Below are 23323 nucleotides of genomic sequence, written 5' to 3'. Positions count from 1 at the left end.
GACAAAATCCCGCCGGGCAAAGCTATGTCCTCGCCTCGGTAAAGTGCGCCGCCATTTAGCCACCGACTTTTCCCAATTTTTCCGGAAAATGGGGATTTGCTTGACCGACTGCACCCGCGCGGAAACGACAAAGTGCGAGGGGTACCTTCACCGAATAATCTGGGAGTGGAAGCTCGGGCACCGGAGGCGCGGTGATCCGAGCACCGGAGCCGTTGGAGCATTCATGACCACAACCGCACCGAACGTTTCGTGTCACCTGCCCGCCGAGCTCAACAGCTTCATCGGCAGGCGGCACGAAATCGCCGAGGTCAAGCGGCTGCTGTCCGATGCCAGGCTGGTGACCCTGATCGGCGTCGGTGGCGTCGGCAAGACCCGCCTCGCCATGCGGGTCGGCTTCGACCTGCGGCGCAGCTACCCCGACGGCGTGTGGCTGGTCGAGCTCGCGGGGCTGGAGAGCCCCGAATTGCTGGTGCAGACGGTGATGGAATGCCTGGAAATCCAGGACCGTTCGGTGCGGCCCTCCATAGAGGTGCTCACGGATCATCTGCGTGACAAGAGAATGCTCCTCATCCTGGACAACTGCGAGCACCTCCTGGACGAATGCGCCGCGGTGGCCGAAACGCTCATGCGCGCCGCCCCTGGGCTGCGGATCCTGGCCACGAGCCGGCAGACGCTCGGCGTCGTGGGCGAGCAGATGATGCCTGTTCCGCCGATGCCCATGCCGGAGTTCGACGGTTCGCGGTCGTCCACGGATTCGCTGAAACAGTTCGACGCGATCCGGCTGTTCGCCGACCGGTCCCAGTCCGTGCTGCCGGGGTTCGAGGTCACCGACGACAACCAGGACAGCGTGGCGCGGATCGTACGGCGGCTGGACGGCATCCCGCTGGCGATCGAGCTGGCGGCCGTCCGGCTGCGGGCGATCTCCGTGGAGCAGCTGCTGGCCCGGCTGGACGACCGGTTCCGGCTGCTCACGATGGGGGCGCGTACCGCGATGCCCCGTCAGCAGACGCTGCGGGCGCTGATCGACTGGAGCTACGGCCTCTGCACCGAGCAGGAGCGGCTGCTCTGGGCCCGGCTGTCGGTGTTCTCCGGCGGTCTGGACCTGGAGGCGGCCGAGCACGTGTGCGCCGGCGACGGCATCGAGCCCGACGAGGTCGTCGATCTGGTGGTCGGCCTGGTGGGCAAGTCGGTGCTGGCCCGCGAGGGCGACCAGACCACGGTGCGCTACCGGCTGCTGGAGACGATCCGCCAGTACGGCCGCGACCGGCTGCGCGAGTCGGGCGACGAGGCGGCGCTGCGGGCCCGGCACCGCGACTGGTTCGCGGACCTCGCGAGCCGTGGGCAGCGGGAGTGGTTCGGCCCCGACCAGGTGGCCTGGTTCAACCGCCTGCGCGCCGAGCACGGCAACTTCCGCAGCGCCCTCGACTACTGCCTCACGACGCCGGGCGAGGCGGTGCGCGGCCTGGCCATCGCCACGGCGCTGCGGTTCTACTGGATCGCGACCGGGTCGCTGCGGGAGCCCCGCGACTGGCTCGACCGCCTGCTCGCGGCGGGCGACGCGGCGGCCTCTCCAGCGGGCCCGGCTGCGGGTCCGGCTGCGGGCGACGCGGCGGCCCTTCCGACAGGCCCGGCGGCAGGTCCGGCGGCGGGTGACGCGGCGGCGACCGCGCGCGCCAACGCGCTGTGCGTCAACGCGCGGCTGGCGGTGCTGCAGAGCGACTTCGCGCTGGCGGCGGACATGCTCGAGGAGGCTCGCGAGCTGGCGAAACAGCTCGACGGCGCGGCGATCCCCGCCGAGATCTCCTACGTCTCCGGCCTGATGACCCTGCTCCAGCGCGACATCACCGGCGCGGCGGCCCTGCTGGAGGAGGCGGTGGCGGGCTACCGCGAGGCGGACGCCCCGATGGGGGTGGTGAACACGCTGCTGTACCTGGCCACCGCCCACTCACTCCTCGGCCATCCCGACGAGGCGGTCACGCGCTTCAAGGAGGGCCTGGAGGCCTGCGAGGCCCGCGCTGACCACTGGTTCAGGTCGTACACGCTGTGGGTGTACGGGATCGAGGTGTGGCGGGAGGGCGACGTGGCCAGGGGGGTCGAGATGGAGCGCGAGGCCATCCGGCTCAAGCGGCCCTTCGACGACCGGCTGGGCACCGCCCTGTGCATCGAGGCGCTGGCGTGGATGGCCGCCGACGGCACGCCCGAGCGCGCCGCCGTGCTGTTCGGGGCCTCGCAGGAGCGCTGGCGGTCGTTCGGCGCTCCCCCGTTCGGCTACCTGTCCAGCCACCACGACGCCTCCGAGGCGCTGGCGCGCGAGCGTCTCGGCGAGGAGGAGTTCGAGGCCGCCTTCCGCAGGGGCACCGAGTTCACCCCGGCCGACGCGCTCGCGTACGCGATGTGCGAGAGCGTGAAACCGGCCAAGCCCGCGGCCGCGGCCCCGGCCTCGCCGCTCACCCGCAGGGAGATGGAGATCGCCCGGCTCGTCGCCCAGGGCATGACCAACAAGGCCATCGCCTCCGCGCTGGTGATCGCCCAGCGCACGGCCGAGGGACACGTCGAGCACATCCTGACCAAGCTCGGGTTCAACTCGCGCTCCCAGATCGCGGCCTGGGTCGGCGAGCAGGGCCTGCTTCCCGGGAGTTCCCCATGAGGTCCGGCGCCGGCGTTCTGACCGACAGGTCCACCTTCGTCGGGCGGGCCCAGGAGCTGTCCACGGTGCGGAAGCTCCTGGGCAGGTCCCGGCTGCTCACCTTGACGGGCGCGGGCGGCGTCGGCAAGACCCGGCTGGCGCTCAGGGCCGCGGAGCTGCTGCGGGACACGTACGAGGACGGGGTCGAGGTGGTCGAGCTGGCCACTTTGGAGACGGGCGACCTGCTGGAGTCGGAGGTCGCCATGGCGCTGGGGCTGCGCGACGTGCGCCGCGACCCCATGGGCGTGCTGGTGGACTACCTGTCCCGCAAGCGGATGCTGCTGGTCCTGGACAACTGCGAGCATCTGACCGCGGTCTGCGCCCGGTTCGTGGACCGGCTGCTGCGCTCCGCGCCCCGGCTGCAGGTCCTGGCGACCAGCAGGCAGACGCTACGGGTCTCCGGCGAGCAGGTGCTGACGGTCGCTCCGCTGTCCACTCCCGATCCCGGCCCCGGTTGCGGCCACACGGTCAGGGAGGTCGGCCGCCACGACTCCGTCCGGCTCTTCGTGGCGCGCGCGGCGGGCGCCGTACCCGGCTTCCGGCTCAACGCGCGCAACGTGGCGCCCGTGTCGGAGCTGGTCCGGCGCCTGGAGGGCATCCCGCTGGCGATCGAGCTCGCGGCGGTCCGGCTGCGTTCCATGCCGCTCGAACGCCTGGCGCGGGAGCTGGAGGAGCGCTTCGACGTGCTGGCCGCGAAGACCCCCACCGCCCTGCCCCGCCACCAGACGATGCGCGCGACCATGGACTGGAGCTTCCGCCTCTGCTCGGCCGGGGAGCGGCGGCTGTGGGCGCGGCTGGGGCTGTTCCCCTCCGGGGCCGACCTGGAGACCGCCGAGGCGGTGTGCTCCGGCGACGGCATCGACCGGCTCGACGTGCTCGACCACCTGACCGGCCTGGTGGACAAGTCGGTCCTGGTCAGGGAGGGCCCCAGATACCGCATGCCGGAGGCCCTGCGCGCGTACGGCTGCGAGCAGCTGCCGCCTCCCGAGGAGCGGCGGCTGCGCCGGCGTTACGCCGAGCACTACCGGGACCTGGTGACGGAGCACCGGATCGACCGGATGGTCCCCGAGCAGCTGGACCGCTACCTGCTCCTGCAGCGGGAGCTGCCCAACATCCGCGTCGCCCTGGAGATGTGCCTGAGCGACCCCGCGCTGGCGCCGATGGAGCTGGAGGCCGCGTCGGCGATGTGGTGCTTCTGGCTCCTGGCGGGATCGTTCGTGGAGGGCCGCTACTGGCTGGGACGCGGCCTGGAACTGGTGCCGGAGGGCAGCCGGTGCCGTGCGCTGGCGGTCTGGGCCGACAGCCTGCTCTCCCTGCGCCAGGGTCAGGCCGTGACCGCCATGCGGCGGCTGGAGGAATTCATCGCCTTCGCCCGCCGGGAGGGTGACGAGCAGCTCGTGGCGCACGGCATCCGCAGCTCGGGCGTCGCGGCGTTCTACACCGGCGACGCCCGGCGCGGCCTGGCGCTGATCCGGGAGTCCCTCGCCCTCCACGAGGCCATGGGCGACATCGACGGCATCATGTTCAACCTCTACGTCGGGGCCGCGTACGGCTCGACCGAGGATCCCCGCCAGGCGAGCGAGTTCGGCGAGCGGCTCCTGACCCTGTGCGAGAGCCGGCGGGCCCTGGTCTTCCGCGCGTACGCGCAGCTCGCGCTCGGTGTCGCGCACTGGAATCTGGGCGAGCGCCGGCGCGCGGAGGCGTTGCTGACGGCGGCCACCGAGTTCACCGGGCGGATCAACGACCGGTGGTGCCTGACCCAGTGCCTGGAGATGCTGGCCTGGCTCGCGGGCGCGCGGGACGAGCACGACCGGGCCGCCGCGTTGCTGGGGGCGGCGCACGCGATGTGGCAGGCGGTGGGGACCTCGCCCGAGTGGATCAGCTACCACGCGACCTCGCACGAGCGCTGCACGAAGCAGGCCCGCGCGGCGCTGGGCCGGTCCGCGTTCGCGACGTTGTTCCGCCAGGGGTCGCGGCTCGGGCCGCAGCGGGCGGCGGCCTACGCGGTGAGCGGCGCGCCGCAGGAGCGGTCGGGGCGGCGGGGCGTCCGGGGCTCGAAACCGCCCGTCACGACGGCCGTGGGAGGCCGGCGGCGGCCTCGGTCAGGCACGTCTCCAGCCGGGTGACGATGGCCGGCGCCCCGGCCGTGTCGATCCGGCAACAGTACAGGAAGCGTACGAGGGGCTCCTCGGCGATGGGGCGGGCGACGACGCCGTCCACCGTGTCCGTGAGCGCCAGCGCGGGCAGCACGGCGATGCCGAGCTCGTGGGCGACGAGTTGCAGCACCGTCCTGAAGTCGTCGCCCTCGAAGGCGAGCCGGGGATGGAAGCCCGCGGAGCGGGCCAGCTCCGCGAGGGGGCCGAGGTTGGGGCCGGTGACGGGGGTGCCGATCCACGCCTCGCCGGCCAGGTCGGCCAGGCTCAGCGACGTGCGCCCGGCCAGGGTGTGGCGGGCGGGGAGCGCGACCATGACCGGGTCGCGGCCGATGAGCGAGCGCCGCAGGCCCGGTGGCGGCGGCAGGGGGAACCAGCTGTAGTCGAAGGTGACCGCGAGGTCGAGGTCGCCGCGGAGCAGCCGCTGGTAGGCGTCCTCGGTCTCGTACTGGCTCAGCGTGACCCGCACACCCGGGCAGGCCCGGCGAAACGCGGCCAGGGCCGGCGGGACGAGGCCGGCCGCAGCCGAGACGAAGGCGCCCAGCCGCACCTCGCCCGACAGCCCGGCGTTCAGGGCCTCCAGCTCCGTCCGGGCCCGGGTCATCGCCGCCCGGACCGTCTCTTCGGCCCGCAGGAGGACGATGCCGGCGGCGGTGGGGCGTACGGGACGGCGGTCCAGGAGCCGCAACCCCGCCCGCCGTTCGAGGTCGGCGATCTGCTGGGAGACGGCCCCCTGCGTGTAGCCGAGCTCCTCGGCGGCCGCCGCGAACGAGCCCAGCCGGACGACGGCCTCCAGCGTGGCCAGGAGGCGGGGCTCCAGTTGTCCGGGCACGACCATTAGCGTACCTAATGCCTGGCTTAGCAGACTTTGCTGGTGCTTATGGACGGGCTGATGGAGCATGGAGGCACGTCGCCTGAAGAAGGGTTTCCACCATGGACCTCGCCGCCCTCGACGCGCTGGTCGACCGGCTGCCCCGCAGGCGGATCGGCTTCTACCCGACGCCTTTCCACCGCCTGGACAATCTGTCGGCCGCCTACGGGGCCGGCTTCTTCCTCAAGCGGGAGGACCTGGCGGGGCCCGGCACCATCAGCGGGAGCAAGACCCGCCTGGCCGAGTTCATCATCGGTCAGGCCCTGGAGGACGGCGTCACGCACCTCATCACGCAGGGCGTCTACCTGACGAACTCCGGCATGCAGTTCGCCGCCGCCTGCCGGGCCGCCGGGCTCACGCCGATCCTCTTCCTCACCCGGGACGAAGGACGCCACGGCGAGCTCACGGAGTACCGCGGCAACCTGCTGCTGAGCAAGATCATGGACGTGGAGACGCACTACCTGCCCACCCGGGGCGGCGCCTACTGGGACACGGCCGACGAGCAGCAGCGCATCGCCGACGCGATGACCGCCCGCCAGGCCGAGCTGGAGGCGCAGGGGCACAAGGCGCTGATCGTGCCCACCGGAGGCGCGCATCCGTACGGCTTCGTGGCGCACACGCTGACGTTCACGGAGATGATCCAGCAGGCCGAGGCGTCCGGGGCCCGGCTCGACTACCTCTACCACACCGCGGGCACGGGCACGGCGCTGCCGGGGCTGATCGCGGCGAAGCTGGTGACGGGGAGCCCGGTCGTCGTGCGCTCCATCGCGATCTGCGACTACCGGCCCGGGAACTGGATCAACGTCGAGGTGATCGTCGACCGCGTGAAGCACATCCTCAAGCTGCTCGAGGTCCCGGTCCCCGCCGACGAGGTCATCCGCGCCGAGATCGACGTCGACGAACGGTTCATCGGCGATGACTACGCGGTGCCCTCGCCGGAAGGCGTCGCCGCCATCAAGGAGCTGGCCCGGTCGGACGGTGTGTTCATGGGTCCCGTCTACACGGGCAAGGGCTTCGCGGGGCTGCTCGACCACGTGCGCTCGGGGCGGGTCGAGCCGGGCCGGAACGTGGCGTTCCTGCACACCGGGGACACCGCCAACCTGTTCGAGATCCCGCAGGTCGTCGGCGACGTGGCCGGCGGCCGGTAACGGGGCGGTCAGGAGCGCGGGGACAGGCGGAAGACGCGCAGCTCGCGGCCGGAGCGCTCGGTGTAGCCGTCGTACAGCGGCCAGAAGCCGGTGAGCGCCTGCCAGGCCTGCTCGCGGTCGGCCCCCGCGAGCAGGGCGGCCGTGACGGGGATGACCCGCCCGCGGAAGGTCACGGTGGCCTGCGGGGTCTTGAGCAGGTTGCCGCTCCAGGCCGGGTGGTGCTCCCTGCCGAAGTTGCTGCCGACCACCAGGAACGTGCCGCCGTCCTCGGGCAGGCAGGCCAGCGGGCTCTGGCGCTCCTGCCCTGACTTGCTGCCGGTCGTGGTGAGCAGCAGGTGGGGGATCATCTGGTCCCCCATGAGCACGCGGCCGCCGGTCACCCGATTGACGAAGCGATCAAGAGGCGGGACGATCTTGGGCGCGACCCGGGCGAAGCCCCTCGTGCCCGCAAGCCACTGGAAGAACGGGCGGAGCGCGGTGCTGACGCGTGCCATGAAACCGCCGCTGGACTGCTGCTGCTCGACCACGGTGCCCTCACGTCCTCGTTGCGCTGCCGACGGGGGCCAAGGATACTTCCCAACCAAGCGATTGGTCTACTCGAGGTCGGCCGGCCGGTCGATCCGGTAGACGTAGTGGGCGCGATCGTGGATCGGGTTGTCGGGCTCGAGCTCGCCCTCGGCCACCCGGCGCATCCCGGCCTTCTCCAGCGCCCGCCACGACGCGCGGTTGGCCGCCGAGACGGGGACCAGCACGCAGGACGAGCCGGGGATCTCCGTCCAGGTCCGCTCGATCACCGAACGGATCATCTCCGGGCCCAGACCCCGGCCGACCTGGCCGGGGTCGCCGATCAGGTAGTCGATGCTCACCGCGCCGTCGGGGACGGGGGTGAGCGTCGCCAGTTCGGCCAGGTAGTCGGGGTAGTCCGCGTACCGCGACCGCTGGACCAGGCCGAGCGGCCGACCGTCGAGGAACACGAGCAGGTCCTCCGACGACTCCTCCCCGCGGGCGGCGGGGCCGAAGTCGCGGGTCACCGCCTCCATCGAGGTCTCGTGGTTCCACCACAGCGCCACGTGCGGCTGCTCCAGCCACGTACGCAGCAGGGGGAAGTCCTCCTGGCCGAGCCGACGCCATGTGATCATCAGGACGCTCCGGGGGTGTGCTGCCGGCGGTAGTAGCGGGCCTGGCGGTCGCGGTGACCGCACGAGGGGTGGCACCAGCGCCGGCGGGGGTGGTTCTGGACGAAGAACAGGGAGCAGCCGGGGCCCTGGCAGCGGCGTACCCGATCCGCCTGGGGGCCGGTCAGCAGCTCGACGCAGCAGGTGGCGATGCTCCCGAGCACGGCGGCCGGGCCGGTGCCGGTGACTGTGCTGGTCCAGCGCGAGGCCGGCGCGCCGCCGCTCCAGTCGAGCCACAGGTACGTCGGCGCCGCCGCCGTGAAGTCGTTGACCCGCCGGACCGGCGCCGCGTCGGGAACGCGCCCCTCGACGGCGGCCGACAGCAGGGCGTGCACGCAGTCGCGCAACATCCGCACCCGGGCCGCGTGCGGACCCATCGGGACCGCGATCCCATGGCGCTCGGAGACCTGGGCGAACCACTCGCCGACCCGCCGGGCGTCCGGCAGGAAGTCGATCCGCGCCTCCCCCGCGCCGTACAGCGTGTTGGCCAGCTCCACCGCGAGAGGTTCCGTCCCGAGGATCGGGAACTCGACTGCCGTCACGATGCTGACGCTAACAGAGCACTGTAGCCGTCAGCATCTGATTTATAGGGGTAGCAAGTCCCTGTACGGGGATATAACTTGGCGGCCGTGGAGGAACGCACAGGCAGGACCGGGCGGCGGCCGGGGGCCTCGACCACCAGGGAAGAGATCGTCGCCGCGGCGGCCAGGGCCTTCAGCGCGGGCGGCTACGAGGCCACCAGCATGCGCCAGGTGGCCGCGGACGCCGGCGTGGACCCGGCGCTCGTGCGCCGGTTCTTCGGCGGCAAGGAGCAGCTGTTCAGCGCGGTCGTGACGTCGGTGTTCCAGCCCGAGCAGGCCGTGGCCATGCTGCTGGACGGGCCCCGCGGCAAGCTCGGGGAGCGGCTGGCCGGATACGTCCTCGGCCTGCTCGGCGCGGTGGACCGGCCCGGCCCGGTGCTGGGCCTGATGCGCTCGGCCGCCACGAACGCGCACGCCGCCGCCCTCATCAGGGAGTTCCTCGCCAACGACATGCTCGGCAAGGTCACCAGGAAGCTCGGCGTGGACCAGCCCGAGCTGCGCGCGGCGCTCGCGGCCGGCCAGCTCGTGGGGCTGGCCATCACCCGCTACGCCGTACGGGTGGACGCGCTGGTCTCGTCCTCGCCCGACGAGCTCATCGCCTGGTTGGCGCCGACGCTGCAGCGCTACCTCACCGGCCGGGCCCCCTGATAGGCGCTGCGGCTCATCCGGCCGGGCTCGCCGGGATGGCGCCGAGGGCGAGGAGAAGGTAGTGGCGCTGGCGCAGGGTGAGGTCCCCGATGCTGGCGCCGCTGAGGATCCTGCCCCTGCGCAGCACGCGGGTGATCTCGGTGGCGCTGCGCCCGGGCAGGGCCCGCAGCACCGTTTCCACGTCGGCCCCGATGGTGGCCAGGTCGGTGCGCGACAGCAGGGCCTCCAGGCCGAGCCGCCCGGCCGCGACGGCGGTGCGCAGCTCGCCGGCCGTCATCGGTTCGGGTCCGGTCGTCGGCTTGGGCCGCGGGGACGGCGGGCGCGGCGGCGGGGTGGGCGGCCTGCCCAGGCGGGCGGCGGCGACCGGGACGGCCGGGGCGGGGAGCGCGCCGGGGAGCATGGTCTGGGCGGTGACCAGCAGGCCGCCCACGGCCAGCACGCCGGTCGCCACCACGACGACCTGGCGGCGCGGCAGCCGGCCGCTGGCGCGGGCCATCTGCAGCCCGACCATCGCGGTACGCAGCAGCACGCCGGTGAGCACACCCAGCAGGATCGGCACGCTCTGCGGCGGCAGCGGCGCCACGCTGGCCAGCACGACGCCGGCCGCCGGGCTGAGGCAGGCCAGCGCCAGCCAGGGAGCCAGCGGCTTGCGGGCCAGGTCGAGCATGGCCGTCAGGGCCACCCCTTCACCGGCCGAGTGGATCATGAGCGCGGCCACGACGATGATCGAGGCGGCCAGCACCAGGGTGGCGCCCTCGATCATGCGGTGCAGGCTCAGCGCGACGGCGGTGCCCACTCCCCCGTACACGGCGGCGCTGACGGCCTGCTCGACCCGCCGGTGCATGCCGGGAGCATGCCGGGCACGCCGGCCCACGTCGTGCTGGTGGGCGCACCCGTGGCGGGTGAAGTGCGTGATGACGACGTACCCGAACAGCCCGGCCAGCGCCACCAGCCACACGGGCACATGGGTCGCGACGGCCTCCCGCCAGGCGTCGGGCATCACGTCGGTCAGTGCGGTGATGAGCATGAGCGCCGAGGCGACGGCCAGCCAGACGCTGATCCGGTCGGCCTTGCGCTGCGCCAGGTGGGCGCCGGCCAGCGTGGACAGGGCCACCAGGCCCACGGCGGCCCACACCGTCCAGACCGGCATGGCGGCGCCCATGGCCGCGTCGCGCGCCGGCAACGGCAGTACTGACCCCCCGAGCGGCAAGAACATGTGACGGCCTTTCTGGCTGGTGTGCGGTGATCGATCACTGAGCCGCGAGAGGGCCGGTGTGCGTGCCGTGGCCGGGCGTCGCGACGTCCTCCAGGACCGTGCGCAACCGGCCGAGCTGGGTGTGCAGGCTGTCCTGCAGTTGCCGGCCGTGGTCGGCGAGGACGTCGTCGAATTCGTTGAACTGCTCCTCGATGGCCTCCTGATAGGCCAGGCGGGCGGTCCTGGTCAGCGCCTCGGCCGCGGCGGCGGCATCGAGCCGCACCCGTTCGGCGCCGGCGCGGGCCTCGGTCAGCAGCCGGCGCGCCTCCTGCCGGGCGGCCTCGACGGCCTCCCGCGCCTCCTCCCGGGCGGTCTCGACAGTCTGCCGCGCCTCGTGCCGGGCGACCTCGACGGTCTCCCGCGCGCTCTCCTCCGCGGCGGCTAGCATGTCGGCCGGGGCGGGGGTGGCGGCGGCGAGACGCTCGCGCAGGTGGGCGTTGTCCTGCCAGAGCAGGCTGATCGTGGTCTCCACGGTGGACAGGAACGCGTCCACCTCGGCCAGGTCGTAGCCGGCCCGCAACCGGACCACGGTGAAGACCTGGTGGTGTACGGCGGTGGGGGTCAGCAGCGTGAGCTGGCCGGGGCCGGCGGCCTGGGCCGGCACGGTGACGAAGCCGTCGCCGACGGCGTGGCCGTGCGGGATCGGGAGGCCGTAGACGTGGTCTTCGTGCTCGATGTGCATGACGGAGTTTCACCGAACCTTTCACCGTCAGCGCTGGAGCGGCCGGGCCCGCCCGCACCGGCCCCGGGGCATGGAGGGGTGCCCCGGATCGGGGGGAACCGGTGCGAAACCTTGACCGTCCAACCAGGCATTCTATACGCACAGTAGTTGACACGTTACCGTGTGCTTAAACATGTGGGCAGCCGCTCGCGAGTAAAGGCCGCTTCGGATGTGACCAGGGTCACATCGACGGCCTGTCCTCCCGGGCCCCACCCGTCCGTCCTCCTGCCGAGCAACCGGCTACGAGGAAGGTTCAAGGACATGGGCAAGCTGATCGTCATCGAGTTCGTCTCCCTCGACATGGTCATCGAGGACCCGGACGGGGCGGACGGGACGCCGTGGGGAGGCTGGGCCTTCCGGTACGGGCCCGAGTCGGTGGCCGGCGACAAGTTCGCGCTCGGCGAGGTGCTGGACACCGGGGTCATGCTGCTGGGCCGCGCCACCTGGCAGCGCTTCTCCCGCATCTGGCCCGGCAGGGACGACGAGTTCTCCCTGAAGATGAACGCCATCCCCAAGCTCGTCGCCTCGCGATCGCCGGACGGCGTCGAGGCGTGGAGCAACTCCTCCCTCCTGCGGGGCGACCTGATCGAGGAGGTGGCCGGGCGCAGGCGGGAACGGGATATCGTGGTCGCCGGCAGCGGCAGCGTCGTCGCCGCGCTGCGGGCGCATGACCTGGTCGACCAGTATCGGCTGCTGGTGTTCCCGACCGTGCTGGGCCGGGGACGCCGCCTGTTCGATCAGGATGACCGGCCCCTCGGCCTGGCTCTGGAGTCCGCCGAACGCGTGGGTCAGGCCGTCCGCCTCGTCTACGGCCGCGACGCGGCGGCGTGAAGGAGACCACCGTGAGATACGCACTGCTGATCAACGAGCGGCCCGGAGCGTACGACGGGCTCACCGCCGACGAGCGCGCCGCCATCACCGCCGAGTACGTCGCGCTGATGCGGGACGAGCGCATGATCTCGGGCGAGCGGCTCCAACCGGCCGAGACCGCGACCACCGTCCGGGTCCAGGGCGGCCGGACGCTGATGACCGACGGGCCGTTCGCCGACACCAAGGAGATCTTCGGCGGGTTCTACGTCGTCGAGGCGGACGACCTCGACGACGCGCTGGAGCTGGCGGCCCGCGTCCCCGCCGCCCGCCTCGGCGGATCGGTCGAGGTGCGGCCGCTGGTGGAGCGGTAGCCGGTGCTCGAGGAGATCTTCCGCGACCAGTGGGCCCGCGTGTTCGCCGCCCTGGTGAGCTACACCGGCGACGTCGACGTGGCCGAGGAGGCCGCGCAGGAGGCGTTCGCCGTCGCGGCCGAGCGCTGGGCCCGCGACGGGGTCCCGGACAATCCCGGGGCCTGGCTCGTGGTGACCGGACGCCGCCGGGCGATCGACCGCCTTCGCCGGGACCGTACTCATGCGGGCAAGCTCCGCCTGCTGGACCGGGCGGAGCCGGGCGAGGAGGTGACGATGGACGAGTCGGCGGTCCCCGACGAACGGCTCGAACTGTTCTTCCTGTGCTGCCATCCGGCCCTGGCCGACGAGGCCCAGGTCGCGCTCACCCTGCGGGCCCTGGGCGGCCTGTCCACCCCGGAGATCGCCCGGGCGTTCCTGGTGAGCGACGAGACGATGAAGCGGCGGCTCTCCCGGGCGCGCGACAAGATCCGCGCGGCCGGGATCCCGTTCGGGATCCCCCGGGAGCACCTGCTGCCCGCCCGCCTGGAGGCGGTGCTGTCCGTGCTCTACCTCATCTTCAACCAGGGGTACGGCGACGGCCGGGCCGACCTGGCGGCCGAGGCCGTCCGGCTGGCCCGGATCCTGGTCGGGCTCGTGCCCGGCGAACCCGAGGCCGCCGGGCTGCTGGCGCTGATGCTGCTGCACGACTCGCGGCGCGCCGCCCGGGTCCGCGACGGCGAGATCGTCCTGCTGCACGAGCAGGATCGCGGCCTGTGGGACGTCGCTCAGATCGAGGAGGGGCAGGCGCTGCTCGACCGCGCCCTCGCGCTCGGCGCCCGCGGCGCCTACGTGGTGCAGGCGGCCATCGCGGCGCTGCAGACCGAGGAGCGGATCGACTGGCGGGCCGTCGCCGCGCTCTATGACCGGCTGCGGGAGCTGACGGGCTCGGCCGTGGTCGAGCTCAACCGCGCGGTGGCGGTCGCCGAGGTCGACGGGCCGCGGGCGGCGCTGGCGATCGTGGACGGGCTCGGTCTCGACGGCTACCGGTACTTCCACTCCACCCGGGCCGAGCTGCTGCGGCGCCTGGACGACACCGCGGGGGCGCGGGCGGCGTACCGGAGGGCGCTCGACCTGGCCACGACGGAGGCCGAGCGCCGCTTCCTCACCCGCCGCCTCGGCGAGCTCTGACCTCTTGTCCTGGGTTTACAGACCTGTCAGTGTAGGACCATGCGTGAGCTGAAGCCCGGACTGGAGCACACCTTCCGTTTCCGCGTCCCGGAGAGCAAGATCGTGGCGGGGCTGTATCCGGAGTCGCCGGAGTTCGCGGTCATGCCGCCCGTCTTCGCCACCGGGTTCCTGGTGGGGCTGATCGAGTGGACGTGCGTTCAGGCGGTGGTGCCTTACCTGGACTGGCCGCGCGAGCAGACGGTCGGGACACACGTCGACCTCAGCCACGAGGCCCCCACACCGCCGGGCCTGGAGGTCACCTGCCGGGTGCGGCTGACGGGGGTGGAGGGGCGGCGGCTGCGGTTCGAGGTGAGCGCCGAGGACGGGGCTGACGTGATCAGCACCGGCACCCACGAACGCACCGTCATCGACGCCACCCGCTTCACCGCCCGCGCCCACGCCAAAGCCACCCCCGCCCCCTAACCACCCCATCGCCCACCGGCGCCGGGTCGGCGGGATGCGGCGCGGCGGAGACCGGCGCAACACGAACGGCGCCCAGCCCTGCGCCCTGGGGCAGCCCTCCCCGGCGCGCCGGGGCGGTGGGCTGCGGGCGGGCCAGGGGTGCGGGCAGGTCGGGGTGCCGATGGGCCAGGCGGTGCCGGAGGTCGAGCGGTGCCGGAGGTCGGCCGAGATCTTGGGTCAGGGGGACGGGGCGAGGGTGTCGGGGTTGAGCAGGAGGTCGGCGCGGTCGCGGGTGGTGCGGATGGCGGCGGCGTTGGGCTCGTCGACCTCGGCGACCCAGCGGGCGGCCTGGAACGGGGTCTTGCCGAACTGGACGTGCCGCCTGGTGAGCCGGTCCAGGCGGACGCGGTCGTCGATCTCCGCGTACCAGACCTCGGTCATGGCCCCCCGCACCCGCCGCCACGCGTCGTCGTCGGCGAGGAGGTAGTTGCCCTCGCTGACCACGACCCGCGCGGCCGGCGGCACCGGGATGGCGCCGGCGATCGGCTGCTCGATCTCGCGGTCGAAGGACGGGGCGTAGACGACGGTGCCGGTCTCGGTACGGAGGCGGTGGAGCAGCGCCAGGCAGCCGTGGGCGTCGAAGGTGTCCATGGCGCCCTTGCGGCGCAGCCGCCCGAGGCGTTCGAGCTCGACGTCGGCCAGGTGGAACCCGTCCATCGGCACCCACACCGCCGGCAGCCCGGCGGAGGTGAGGTTCTCGGCCAGCCAGCCGGCCAGCGTGGACTTGCCCGCGCCCGGGCATCCCGCGATGCCCACCACGACGCGCTCGCCGGACGCGGCCAGCCCGCGTACGCGCTCGATCAGCTGCGCGCCGGTCACCGGACGCCTCCGGCGAGCGGGACCGCCGGGAGGCGGTGGGCGGCGGGTGGCTGGGTAGGGCTCAAGATTCTCCTCGAATACGGATTTAGCGGGATATGTCGCCAATGAGCCGCCAGCTTATCCACGCCCGCCCCCCGATTATCGATATACCCCATACCCCTACAATGTGTCTCCCCTCTACTAAGGAGCATCGTATGGATCACAGCGAGCACCACCACGCACACCATGAGGCCCCGCCCGCGGCCACGTGGGGAATGGCCGCGCAGGCGACCCTGCACTGCCTGACCGGTTGCGCCATCGGCGAGGTGCTGGGCATGGTCATCGGCACCGCCGCCGGCCTGTCCAACCTGACCACCGTGGTGTTGTCCGTCGCGCTGGCCTTCGTGTTCGGCTACGCGCTGACCATGCGGGGCGTGCTGCGGGCCGGTGTCGACTTCCGCACCGCGCTGAGGGTGGCGCTGGCCGCCGACACCATCTCCATCGCGATGATGGAGATCCTGGACAACGCGGTGATGCTGCTCGTGCCCGGCGCGATGGACGCGGGCCTGTCGAACTGGCTGTTCTGGGTGGCGCTGGCCGGTTCGCTGCTGGTGGCGTTCGTGCTGACCACGCCGGTGAACAAGTGGCTCATCTCACGGGGCAAGGGCCATGCGGTGACGCACCAGTACCACCAGGGCCACTGACCGTTCACTCCCCGTGCCACGAGCGCCAGAGCTCGGCGTACGTGCCCCCGGCCGCGACGAGGTCGTGGTGCGTGCCGAGCTCGGTGAGGCGGCCCTCCTGCATGACCGCCACCCGGTCGGCGTCGTGGGCCGTCTGGAGGCGGTGGGCGATGGCGATGACGGTACGGCCGTCGAGCACGGCGGCCAGGGCGCGCTCGGTGTGGCGGGCGGTCCTCGGGTCCAGCAGCGCGGTGGCCTCGTCGAGGATCAGCGTGTGGGGGTCGGCCAGTACGACGCGGGCCAGGGCCAGCTGCTGGGCCTGCGCGCCGTCAGGCCGGTGGCCCCCTGGGCCGAGATCGGCGCCGAGGCCGTCCGGGAGGTCGTCGATCCAGTCGGCGCCGACGGTGGCGAGGGCCGCGCGCAGCTCGGCGTCGGTGGCGGAAGGGGCGGCGATGCGCAGGTTGTCGCGTACCGTGCCGAGGAACACGTGGTGTTCCTGGGTGACCAGGACGACGCGTTCGCGCAGGCGGCCGGGGTCGAGGGCGGCGACGGGGACCCCGCCGACGGTGACCGTGCCGGTGCGCGGGGCGTCCACGCCCGCCAGCAGCCTGCCCAGCGTGGTCTTGCCCGCGCCCGAGGGCCCGACGATCGCCAGGCGCTCGCCCGGGCGGACGGTCAGGTCCACCCCGCGCAGGACGTCGGGGCCGCCGTCGTAGGCGTAGTGCACGCCGGCGGCCACCAGCCGGTCGCCGTCCGGTACGGGCTCCGGCCCGGCGGCCGGCGCCGGCCCCGGGACCAGGGCGAGACCCTCGACCCTGGCGAACGAGGCACCGCTGCTCTGCATGCCCTCCAGGTGCAGGAGGATCGTGTCCAGGGGCTGGCCGAGCTGGCGGAGGTACAGGGCGGCGGCGACGACCGTTCCGAGGGTCATGGAGCCGTTCGCCATGAGGCCGCCGACCAGCAGCACACCGGCCACCGGGATCGCGTACGAGATGTCCACGACGGGGAAGAGGACGCTGCGCAGGAACAGGGTCCGGATGCGGGTCCGGCGGCACTCGCCGATCGCCGCCTGGCAGGCCGTGATGCGGCGGTGTTCGAGGCGCAGCGCCGCGACGGTCCGGGCGCCGGCGGTGGTGGCGGCGAGCTGCTCGGCCAGCGCGGAGTTGGCCTCGCCCTCGGCCAGGTACGCCGGCACCGCGCGGCGCAGATACCAGCGGGCGGCGAACCAGATGCCCAGCAGGCCCAGCACCCCGCAGGCGCCCAGCAGCGGATCGAGCACGAAGACCGCGGCCAGGATGAACGCCGCCTGGACCGCGGCGATGAGGACGTCCGGCCCGGCGTCGCGCAACGTGGCGCCGAGCGCGGCCACGTCGGTCGTCCCCCGGGTGGTCAGGTCGCCCGTGCCGGCCCGCTCGACCACCGAGACGGGCAGGCCGAGCGCGCGTTCGGTGAACCGCTCGCGGATGCGGGCCAGCGTGCGCTCGCCGAAGCGGTGGCCGATGTAGCCCGCGTAGCGGGACAGGACGAGCTGGACCAGGGCGGCGGCCAGGATGTCCAGGGCCAGCCGGTCCACGGCGGCGGCCCCGGCACCGGACTTGACCGCATCGACGATCCGGCCGAGCAGCCACGGCCCGGCCAGCCCCGCGACGGCGGCCAGGGCGTTGAGGGCGATCATGGCGGCGAAGGCGCGGCCGTCCAGGCGGATCAGGCGCAACGCCGCCCGCCGCACCCGGGCCGGCTCGGCGACCGGCAGAGCCCCGGTCATCGCACGGGCCGGCTGGGCGACGGGGGCCGGCTGGGCGACGGGCTGCGGCTCGGTCATCGCGCGGCCTCCTCGGGCAGGGATCCGGTCATCGCGCGGCCCACTCAGGCAGGGATCCGGTCATCGCGCGGCCCACTCGGGCGGTGTGCTGGGCTCGTCGTCGCGTGACACCAGCAGGCGGTAGCCCGGGTGCTCGTGCAGCAGGTCGCGATGCTCGCCGGCCGCCGCGACCGAGCCGTCCACGAGGTAGTACACCGTGTCCGCCCGGTCCAGCAGCAGCGGCGAGGTCGTGGTGACCACCGTGGCACGGCCCCTTCGCGCCTCCCGCAGCCGGACGGCGATGGTCGCCTCGGTGTGGGCGTCCACGGCGGAGGTGGGCTCGGCCGCCAGCAGGACCTCCGGGTCGGCCAGCAGGGCCCGGGCCAGGCGGACGCGCTGGCGCTGCCCGCCGGACAGGTTGCGGGCCTGGGGGTCGACGGCGGAGTCCAGCCCGTGCGGCAGCCCCCGGACGACGTCCTCCGCCATGGCCGCGTGGACCGCCCGGCCCACGGCCTCGTCGCCGGGATCGTGCCTGCCGGCGACGACGTCCCGCAGCATGCCGGCGAACAGGTCCGCCTCGTTGTCGGCCAGCAGGATCCGCTCGCGGACCCGTACCGGGTCGATGGTGTCGAGCCGGATCCCGCCCCAGGTCGCGGCCGACGCGGTGAACCCGCCCAACCGGTCGAGCACCGCGGCCGAGTCGCCCGGCCGGGCGCTGACCAGCGCGGTCAGCCTCCCCGGCGCGATCTCGACGCCCGAGGCCGGGTCGCGCAGCGGCGCGGGCGAGGCGGGCGGATCCGCGTCGCCGCCGGTGACGTCCGGTTCGAGGGTGAGGAAGTGGATGACCCGGCGGGCTGCCACGAGGCCGCGGCTGAAGCCGTAGCCGGTCTCGATGAGGTTCGTGACCGGCACCACCAGCACGCCGGCGTACCCGTACACCGCGACCAGCTCGCCGGTGGTGATGTCGCCCTGCGCGGCCATCCGGGCCGCCAGCCACGTCACGGCGCCGAGGAACACCGTGGGCAGGCCGACCCCGAGGGCGTGGATCCAGCTCGTGACCGCGCCCACCTGGTAGCCCTTCTCCCGGAGCTCCTGCGAGCCGCGCCGGTAGCGCTCGGCGTACACGTCCTTGCCGCCGATGCCGTTCAGGACCCGCAGCCCTCCGGCGATGTCCCCGAACCGGGCGGCGAGCTCGCCCTGCCGCAGCCGGTACGCCGTCTCGGCGCCGCGCAGCCGTCCCAGCAGCGGCCCGACCAGCATGACCAGCAACGGCACGCCCAGCAGCACCACCGCGGCCAGCAGCGGCGAGACGGCCAGCAGCAGCCCGGCCACGACGACGTAGGCGAGCACCGCGCCGACGCCGGGGCCGGTGATGGTCAGCGCGTGGGCGATCACGCCGGCGTCGCCGAACCCGATCGTCACCACCTCCCCGGCCGTGACCTTGCGCGGGAGCGCCGCACCCAGCCGCGTCGCGTGCAGCACCACCACCTGTACGGTGCGGAACGCGCCGTCCATCCGGACCCTGGTCATCGTGCGATGGCGCATGATGGCCAGCCAGGCGTTCAGCACCCCGACGCCGAGCACGGCGGCGGTCCAGCCGACCAGCGCGGGCCTGTCTCCCGGAGCCAGGCCGTCGTCGATGGCGCGGGACAGGAAGTACGGCGGCAGCGTCAGGCAGACCATCCAGGCGGACCCCAGCAACGCGCCGACGGCGATGCGGCCGGGCTGACTCCTGACCAGCCACCACAGGTATCGTCCAGCACTTCGGCGGTCAGGAGTCCCGGGTTCCACGAACTTCACCCTATTTGACCGATCTCCTGAACGATGATGGGGTACGTCCCAGCGTCGCGGTGCACCCGGCAAACAGATCGCCGAGGGCATGGAGGCGCCGAAACATGGGACGACCATGGAAACACCCGACGGGCGCCTGACGGCGTTCGGCAACCAGTTGATCGACGTGCACCTCTGGCTCCGCGAGCAGCTCGACGCGCTGCGCGAGGACGTCGAGGCCTATCTCGCGGGCGGCGCGCTCCCCCGCGACCTGCGTACCCACTGCCTGACCTTCTGCTCCGCGCTGGAGCGGCACCACACCGGCGAGGACGGCGGCGCCTTCCCCGAGCTCGCCCGGAACTTCCCCGAGCTGCGCCCGGTGCTGGAGGAGCTGCGCCGCGACCACCGGCTGGTGGACGATTCCCTGCGGCGGTTGCAGGCGCTCCTCGACGGACTCGGCCGGGACCACGACCCGGTCCTGGTGCGCGGCGAGCTGGACAGCCTCGCCGCGCTGATGGAGACGCACTTCGTCTACGAGGAGAAACGGATCGTCGCGGCGCTCAACGCGCTGGACACTCCGGAGTGGCGCCGGGCCCGGCCCGCCTTCCTGAGGTCCAGCGACATGTGATCAGCGGCGGAGTTTGTACCGGATGGGCAGGTGCTTGATGCCGCCGACGAAGGTCGTGGCGGTCCATTCGGGCGGGCCGGTGAGCTCGACGCTCTCCAGGCGCGGCAGCAGCTCGGCGAACAGGGCCTTCAGCTCCATCCGGGCCAGCGCCGCGCCGAGGCAGTAGTGCACGCCGAACCCGAAGGCCAGGTGGCGATTGGGGTCGCGGCCGGCGTCGAAGGCGAACGGGTCGGTGAACACCTCCTCGTCGCGGTTGGCCGACGGGTACGACAGCAGCACCGACTCGCCCGCCTTGATGTCCACGCCGTTGAGGCTGGTGTCGGCCGAGGCCGTGCGCATGAACTCCTTGACCGGGGTGACCCAGCGGATCATCTCGTCGACCGCGAACGGCAGCAGGCCGGGGTCCTCGCGCAGCCGGGCCAGCTGGTCGGGGTGTTCGATGAGGGCGTGCAGGCCGCCGGCGACGGTGGAGCTGGTGGTGTCGTGGCCGGCGGAGGCGATGATGACGTAGTAGGAGGCCGTCTCCATGTCGTTGAGCGGCTTGCCGTCCACCTGGGCGTTGGCGATGGCGGAGGCCAGGTCCTCGGTGGGGTGGGCGCGGCGGGCGGCGGTGAGCTGCTGGAAGTAGGCGAAGAAGTCGAGGAGCACCGCGAACTGGTCCTCGGCGGTGTCTCCGCGCCTGGTCTCCGCGTCCGCGCCGCCGAACAGCTCCTGGGTGAGCTTGAGCATGCGGGGGAAGTCGGACTCGGGCAGCCCGAGCAGGGAGAGGATCACGTACAGCGGGTAGTGCACCGCGACCTGGGTGGCGAAGTCGCATTCGCCGCCGTACTCGGCCAGCCGGTCCACGTAGCGGCGGGCGAGCTCCTGGATCCGGCTCTCCATGGCGCGCATGGCCTTGGGGCGGAACCAGTCGGCGCCGATCGCCCGGACCACGCGGTGGTCGGGGTCGTCCATGTGGACCAGCGTCTTCAACTGGATGCCCTGCGCCGCCTGCTGCCTGGCGTGCGCCTCGAACGTCTTCTTGCCCAGGACCGGGCGCGGCGCGCTGAGCCAGAGGGCGTTGTCGCGTTCGACCCGCATGATGTCGGCGTGCCGGGTGACGGCGTAGAAGGGCGTGTACTCGGGCGACTCCACGAGATGGACCGGGGCCTCCCGCCGCAGCAGGGTGAGCGCCTGGTGCAGCCGCGGCTCGTCGGCGTAGGCGAGGGGGTCGGCCAGCATGAGCCCCGCCTGCTCGATGGTCATGTTCATGATTGATTCCCTACCAGGACTTGGAGCTCGGTGTAGCCGTACAGGCCCCAGGGGCCGTTCTCGACGCCGAGGCCGCTCCACTTGTGGCCGCCGAAGGGCAGGTCGGGGCGGACGCCGCGGCCGTGGCCGTTGATCGAGACCTGGCCGCAGTCCAGCTCGGCCGCCACCCGCGCGGCCCGGTCCAGGTCGGGCGACCACACCGACGCCGTCAGCCCGTAGGCGGTGCCGTTGGCGCGCTCGACGGCCCGGCCGAGGTCGCGGCAGGCGATGACGGGCAGCGCCGGGCCGAACTGCTCCTCGTCGACGATGCGCGTGCCGTCCGTCGCGCCGGACAGGACGGTGGGCTGGTAGAAGTAGCCGGGCCGGTCGATCGGCCGGCCGCCGGCCGCGGCCACCGCGCCGTGCTCCAGCGCGTCGCCGACCAGGCCGGCGACGCGCTTGCCGGTGGCCGTCGAGCCGGTGAAGCTGATCTTGCGAGGTACGGGATGGGCGGTCATGAGGGCGTCGAGGGGGTCGCGGCCGCTGATGACGTTCAGCACGCCGGGCGGGAGGATCCGCGCAAGCATCTCCCCCATCGCCAGGGTGGTCAAGGGCGTGTACGGGGAGGGTTTGAGCACCATGGTGTTGCCGGCGCGCAGAGCCGGTGCGATCTTCCACATGGCCAGGGCGATCGGGAAGTTCCACGGCGTGATGGCGGCCACCACGCCGAGCGGGCGCCGGATCACCTCGGCGGAGCCGTCCTGCGACACCTCGCGCGGCAGGTCCAGGTCGGCGTAGTAGCGCAGCCACGTCACGGCGGTGGCGACCTCGCGCCGGGCGTCCTTGAGGGGTTTGCCCTGCTCCGCGGTGAGGATCGGCGCGAGCCGGCCGGCCGCGGCCTCGAGCGCGCCGGCCGCCTCCCTGAGCAGGTCACGGCGGTGCCGCTCGTCGCGCCGCCAGGCCGGGAAGGCCGCGCGGGCGGCCGCCATGGCCTGGTCGAGCCGGTCGGCGCCGCAGTCGGGAGCCCGGGCGAAGACCTCGCCCGTGGCCGGGTCGACGACGTCGAACGTGCCCGTGCCGGCCGCCGCGGCGCCGCCGACGGTCATGGCGAAGTCCGTCATGAGGCCGGCAGCAGGACGGGCTTGACCGTGGCGCCGCTCGCGGAGTCGCGTTCGGCGTCGTTGATGCCGCCCAGCGGGTACGTGCGGATCAGCCGGTCGAAGGGGAAGCGGCCCTGCCGCCAGAGCCCGATCAGCATGGGGATGAACTGCTGGGGCACGGCGTCGCCCTCCAGGATGAAGCGGACGGTGCGCCCGGCGAGGGCGGTCGGCCGCAGCGTGACCTCGCCGCCGCCCGCGCCGACCAGGCCGCACGACCCGCCGGGGCGCAGCACGGCGATCGCGGTGCGGATCACCTCCGGCACGCCGGTGGTGTCGAAGGAGTGGTCCACCTCGCCGACGGCGTCGGCGAGGCCGGGGTCGGCGCCGTCGAGCGCCCGGGTGGCGCCGAGTTCCAGGGCCAGCTCGCGCCTCGAGGCATGCAGGTCCACGGCGACGATCTCGCCGGCGCCCGCGACCTTGGCGGCCATGACCGCCGCGAGGCCGACCGCCCCGGCGCCGAACACCGCGATGGCGTCGGCCGGGCGGACCTTGAGGGCGATGAACACCGAGCCCGCGCCGGTCTGCAGGCCGCAGCCCAGCGGCCCGAGCAGCTCCAGCGGCAGCGACCTGTCGACGGTGACCAGGTTGCGCTCGGTGGCGACGGCATGGGTGGCGAAGGAGGACTGCCCGAACCAGCGGGCCGCGACCGGCTCGCCACCGGTCCCGGTGGCCCCGGCCGACCCGTCCGCGCGCACCCCGCTGAGGTTGCGCGTCATGAACTCGTCGCAGTACGAGGCCGCGCCGGTCACACACCGCCCACACCAGCCGCAGGAATCGTAGCTCATCACGACGTGGTCGCCCGGCGCCACGCGGGTCACCCCGGGGCCGACCGCCTCGACGACCCCCGAGCCCTCGTGCCCGAAGACCATCGGCATCGGCAGCTCCGCCAGCCCCCGGAACAGCACGTCGGTGTGGCACATGCCCGCGCCCGCCACGCGGACCAGCGCCTCGCCGGGGCCGGGCGCGGAGAGGGACACGTCCTCGACGGTGAACGGCCTGCCCGGGTCGCGCAGGACCGCCGCTCGAGCTCGCATCACTCTCCCCGGGAGGCGATCGCTTTTTTTGGACGGAGCCATCCAATTCAAGGGCCGTCCCCTGGACGTGTCAAGCAGGCGGCGCGGTCATCGACACGCCCGCCTGAACCGCTGTACGGTATTTTTGGACCA

At 73.1% G+C, this 23323-nt stretch carries 22 protein-coding genes; 10 read left to right on the top strand and 12 right to left on the bottom strand.

Going from position 1 to position 23323, the window contains the following annotated elements; translation table 11 throughout:
* Positions 1-223: 223 nt before the first annotated feature.
* Together AB0L65_RS24625 and AB0L65_RS24620 are read left to right on the top strand one after the other, a co-directional pair.
* The gene (locus AB0L65_RS24625; RefSeq protein ID WP_364249153.1) at positions 224-2647 is read left to right on the top strand and encodes a LuxR C-terminal-related transcriptional regulator; all 2424 of its coding nucleotides are present in this window, start codon (positions 224-226) and stop codon (positions 2645-2647) included.
* A complete protein-coding gene (locus AB0L65_RS24620) occupies positions 2644-4812 on the top strand; it encodes an AAA family ATPase (protein ID WP_364249151.1) in 2169 nt (722 codons plus the stop codon). Before AB0L65_RS24625 ends, AB0L65_RS24620 begins: the two co-directional genes overlap by 4 nt.
* On the opposite strand, the gene AB0L65_RS24615 is transcribed toward AB0L65_RS24620, so the two are convergent.
* Positions 4754-5671, bottom strand: coding sequence for a LysR family transcriptional regulator (locus tag AB0L65_RS24615; protein ID WP_364249149.1), 918 nt, complete (start codon positions 5669-5671; stop codon positions 4754-4756). The genes AB0L65_RS24620 and AB0L65_RS24615 overlap by 59 nt on opposite strands.
* A gap of 101 nt (positions 5672-5772) precedes the next feature.
* Here AB0L65_RS24615 and AB0L65_RS24610 point away from each other — a divergent pair, with 101 nt between their 5' ends.
* Positions 5773-6858 carry a pyridoxal-phosphate dependent enzyme gene (locus AB0L65_RS24610; protein ID WP_364249147.1) on the top strand — a complete coding sequence of 362 codons (1086 nt, stop codon included), beginning with the start codon at positions 5773-5775 and terminating at the stop codon, positions 6856-6858.
* A gap of 8 nt (positions 6859-6866) precedes the next feature.
* On the opposite strand, the gene AB0L65_RS24605 is transcribed toward AB0L65_RS24610, so the two are convergent.
* The 3 genes from AB0L65_RS24605 to AB0L65_RS24595 all read right to left on the bottom strand — a co-directional run bounded on the left by AB0L65_RS24605 (position 6867) and on the right by AB0L65_RS24595 (position 8575).
* The gene (locus AB0L65_RS24605; protein ID WP_350727655.1) at positions 6867-7385 is read right to left on the bottom strand and encodes a nitroreductase family deazaflavin-dependent oxidoreductase; all 519 of its coding nucleotides are present in this window, start codon (positions 7383-7385) and stop codon (positions 6867-6869) included.
* Positions 7386-7451: 66 nt separating this feature from the next.
* On the bottom strand, positions 7452-7997 hold the full coding sequence (locus tag AB0L65_RS24600; RefSeq protein ID WP_364249145.1) for a GNAT family N-acetyltransferase: 546 nt from the start codon (positions 7995-7997) through the stop codon (positions 7452-7454).
* Positions 7997-8575, bottom strand: a complete 579-nt coding sequence (locus AB0L65_RS24595; protein WP_364249143.1) for an ABATE domain-containing protein — start codon at positions 8573-8575, stop codon at positions 7997-7999. Before AB0L65_RS24595 ends, AB0L65_RS24600 begins: the two co-directional genes overlap by 1 nt.
* Positions 8576-8662: 87 nt before the next feature.
* Here AB0L65_RS24595 and AB0L65_RS24590 point away from each other — a divergent pair, with 87 nt between their 5' ends.
* A complete protein-coding gene (locus tag AB0L65_RS24590; protein WP_364249141.1) occupies positions 8663-9262 on the top strand; it encodes a TetR family transcriptional regulator in 600 nt (199 codons plus the stop codon).
* Between the two features lie 13 nt (positions 9263-9275).
* Here the strand turns inward: AB0L65_RS24590 and AB0L65_RS24585 are convergent, their stop codons facing one another.
* On the bottom strand, positions 9276-10445 hold the full coding sequence (locus AB0L65_RS24585) for a hypothetical protein (RefSeq protein ID WP_364249139.1): 1170 nt from the start codon (positions 10443-10445) through the stop codon (positions 9276-9278).
* Between the two features lie 67 nt (positions 10446-10512).
* Positions 10513-11199, bottom strand: coding sequence for a DivIVA domain-containing protein (locus AB0L65_RS24580; protein WP_364249137.1), 687 nt, complete (start codon positions 11197-11199; stop codon positions 10513-10515).
* Positions 11200-11499: 300 nt separating this feature from the next.
* On the opposite strand from AB0L65_RS24580, the gene AB0L65_RS24575 reads away from it, so the two are divergent.
* From AB0L65_RS24575 to AB0L65_RS24560, 4 genes are read left to right on the top strand one after another with little or no spacing between them, the layout of a single operon-like run.
* Positions 11500-12069, top strand: coding sequence for a dihydrofolate reductase family protein (locus tag AB0L65_RS24575; RefSeq protein ID WP_364249135.1), 570 nt, complete (start codon positions 11500-11502; stop codon positions 12067-12069).
* An 11-nt stretch (positions 12070-12080) separates the two neighbouring features.
* Positions 12081-12419, top strand: a complete 339-nt coding sequence (locus tag AB0L65_RS24570) for a YciI family protein (RefSeq protein ID WP_364249133.1) — start codon at positions 12081-12083, stop codon at positions 12417-12419.
* 3 nt (positions 12420-12422) lie between these two features.
* Entirely contained in the window at positions 12423-13586 is a 1164-nt protein-coding gene (locus tag AB0L65_RS24565) for a sigma-70 family RNA polymerase sigma factor (protein WP_364249131.1), read from the top strand.
* 39 nt (positions 13587-13625) lie between these two features.
* Complete coding sequence (locus AB0L65_RS24560) at positions 13626-14048, top strand: thioesterase family protein (RefSeq protein WP_364249129.1); 423 nt, start codon at positions 13626-13628, stop codon at positions 14046-14048.
* 216 nt (positions 14049-14264) lie between these two features.
* Here the strand turns inward: AB0L65_RS24560 and AB0L65_RS24555 are convergent, their stop codons facing one another.
* Entirely contained in the window at positions 14265-14906 is a 642-nt protein-coding gene (locus tag AB0L65_RS24555) for a nucleoside/nucleotide kinase family protein (protein WP_364249127.1), read from the bottom strand.
* A 194-nt stretch (positions 14907-15100) separates the two neighbouring features.
* On the opposite strand from AB0L65_RS24555, the gene AB0L65_RS24550 reads away from it, so the two are divergent.
* Positions 15101-15589, top strand: coding sequence for a DUF4396 domain-containing protein (locus tag AB0L65_RS24550; protein WP_350727644.1), 489 nt, complete (start codon positions 15101-15103; stop codon positions 15587-15589).
* A gap of 4 nt (positions 15590-15593) precedes the next feature.
* Here the strand turns inward: AB0L65_RS24550 and AB0L65_RS24545 are convergent, their stop codons facing one another.
* Together AB0L65_RS24545 and AB0L65_RS24540 are read right to left on the bottom strand one after the other, a co-directional pair.
* A complete protein-coding gene (locus AB0L65_RS24545) occupies positions 15594-17390 on the bottom strand; it encodes an ABC transporter ATP-binding protein (RefSeq protein ID WP_364249125.1) in 1797 nt (598 codons plus the stop codon).
* Positions 17391-17450: 60 nt separating this feature from the next.
* Positions 17451-19160, bottom strand: a complete 1710-nt coding sequence (locus tag AB0L65_RS24540) for an ABC transporter ATP-binding protein (protein ID WP_364249123.1) — start codon at positions 19158-19160, stop codon at positions 17451-17453.
* A gap of 115 nt (positions 19161-19275) precedes the next feature.
* On the opposite strand from AB0L65_RS24540, the gene AB0L65_RS24535 reads away from it, so the two are divergent.
* Positions 19276-19767, top strand: coding sequence for a hemerythrin domain-containing protein (locus tag AB0L65_RS24535; RefSeq protein WP_364249121.1), 492 nt, complete (start codon positions 19276-19278; stop codon positions 19765-19767).
* On the opposite strand, the gene AB0L65_RS24530 is transcribed toward AB0L65_RS24535, so the two are convergent.
* Genes AB0L65_RS24530 through AB0L65_RS24520 form a run of 3 tightly spaced genes read right to left on the bottom strand, consistent with a single transcriptional unit; the run spans position 19768 to position 23191 of the window.
* Positions 19768-21018 (bottom strand): cytochrome P450, encoded by a 1251-nt coding sequence (locus tag AB0L65_RS24530; protein WP_364249119.1) that lies wholly within the window; start codon positions 21016-21018, stop codon positions 19768-19770.
* Positions 21015-22118 carry an aldehyde dehydrogenase family protein gene (locus AB0L65_RS24525; RefSeq protein ID WP_364249117.1) on the bottom strand — a complete coding sequence of 368 codons (1104 nt, stop codon included), beginning with the start codon at positions 22116-22118 and terminating at the stop codon, positions 21015-21017. The genes AB0L65_RS24530 and AB0L65_RS24525 overlap by 4 nt, the downstream gene beginning before the upstream one ends.
* Positions 22115-23191 (bottom strand): NAD(P)-dependent alcohol dehydrogenase, encoded by a 1077-nt coding sequence (locus tag AB0L65_RS24520; protein WP_364249115.1) that lies wholly within the window; start codon positions 23189-23191, stop codon positions 22115-22117. Before AB0L65_RS24520 ends, AB0L65_RS24525 begins: the two co-directional genes overlap by 4 nt.
* Positions 23192-23323: the final 132 nt, after the last annotated feature.

Source organism: Nonomuraea sp. NPDC052116 (assembly GCF_040680035.1).
GTDB classification, from domain to species: Bacteria; Actinomycetota; Actinomycetes; order Streptosporangiales; family Streptosporangiaceae; genus Nonomuraea; species Nonomuraea angiospora_A.
Note: the sequence above shows the minus strand (reverse complement) of the source record. Positions and strands in the feature narration are given on the sequence as shown.

Bases quoted from the DNA above. Each gene is read 5' to 3' on its own strand.
- AB0L65_RS24600 (WP_364249145.1), bottom strand. From the start codon at position 7,997: ATGATCACATGGCGTCGGCTCGGCCAGGAGGACTTCCCCCTGCTGCGT.
- AB0L65_RS24575 (WP_364249135.1), top strand. From the start codon at position 11,500: ATGGGCAAGCTGATCGTCATCGAGTTCGTCTCCCTCGACATGGTCATC.
- AB0L65_RS24535 (WP_364249121.1), top strand. From the start codon at position 19,276: ATGGAAACACCCGACGGGCGCCTGACGGCGTTCGGCAACCAGTTGATC.
- AB0L65_RS24525 (WP_364249117.1), bottom strand. From the start codon at position 22,118: ATGACGGACTTCGCCATGACCGTCGGCGGCGCCGCGGCGGCCGGCACG.
- AB0L65_RS24620 (WP_364249151.1), top strand. From the start codon at position 2,644: ATGAGGTCCGGCGCCGGCGTTCTGACCGACAGGTCCACCTTCGTCGGG.
- AB0L65_RS24545 (WP_364249125.1), bottom strand. From the start codon at position 17,390: ATGACCGAGCCGCAGCCCGTCGCCCAGCCGGCCCCCGTCGCCCAGCCG.
- AB0L65_RS24520 (WP_364249115.1), bottom strand. From the start codon at position 23,191: ATGCGAGCTCGAGCGGCGGTCCTGCGCGACCCGGGCAGGCCGTTCACC.
- AB0L65_RS24625 (WP_364249153.1), top strand. From the start codon at position 224: ATGACCACAACCGCACCGAACGTTTCGTGTCACCTGCCCGCCGAGCTC.
- AB0L65_RS24580 (WP_364249137.1), bottom strand. From the start codon at position 11,199: ATGCACATCGAGCACGAAGACCACGTCTACGGCCTCCCGATCCCGCAC.
- AB0L65_RS24550 (WP_350727644.1), top strand. From the start codon at position 15,101: ATGGATCACAGCGAGCACCACCACGCACACCATGAGGCCCCGCCCGCG.
- AB0L65_RS24610 (WP_364249147.1), top strand. From the start codon at position 5,773: ATGGACCTCGCCGCCCTCGACGCGCTGGTCGACCGGCTGCCCCGCAGG.
- AB0L65_RS24530 (WP_364249119.1), bottom strand. From the start codon at position 21,018: ATGAACATGACCATCGAGCAGGCGGGGCTCATGCTGGCCGACCCCCTC.
- AB0L65_RS24560 (WP_364249129.1), top strand. From the start codon at position 13,626: ATGCGTGAGCTGAAGCCCGGACTGGAGCACACCTTCCGTTTCCGCGTC.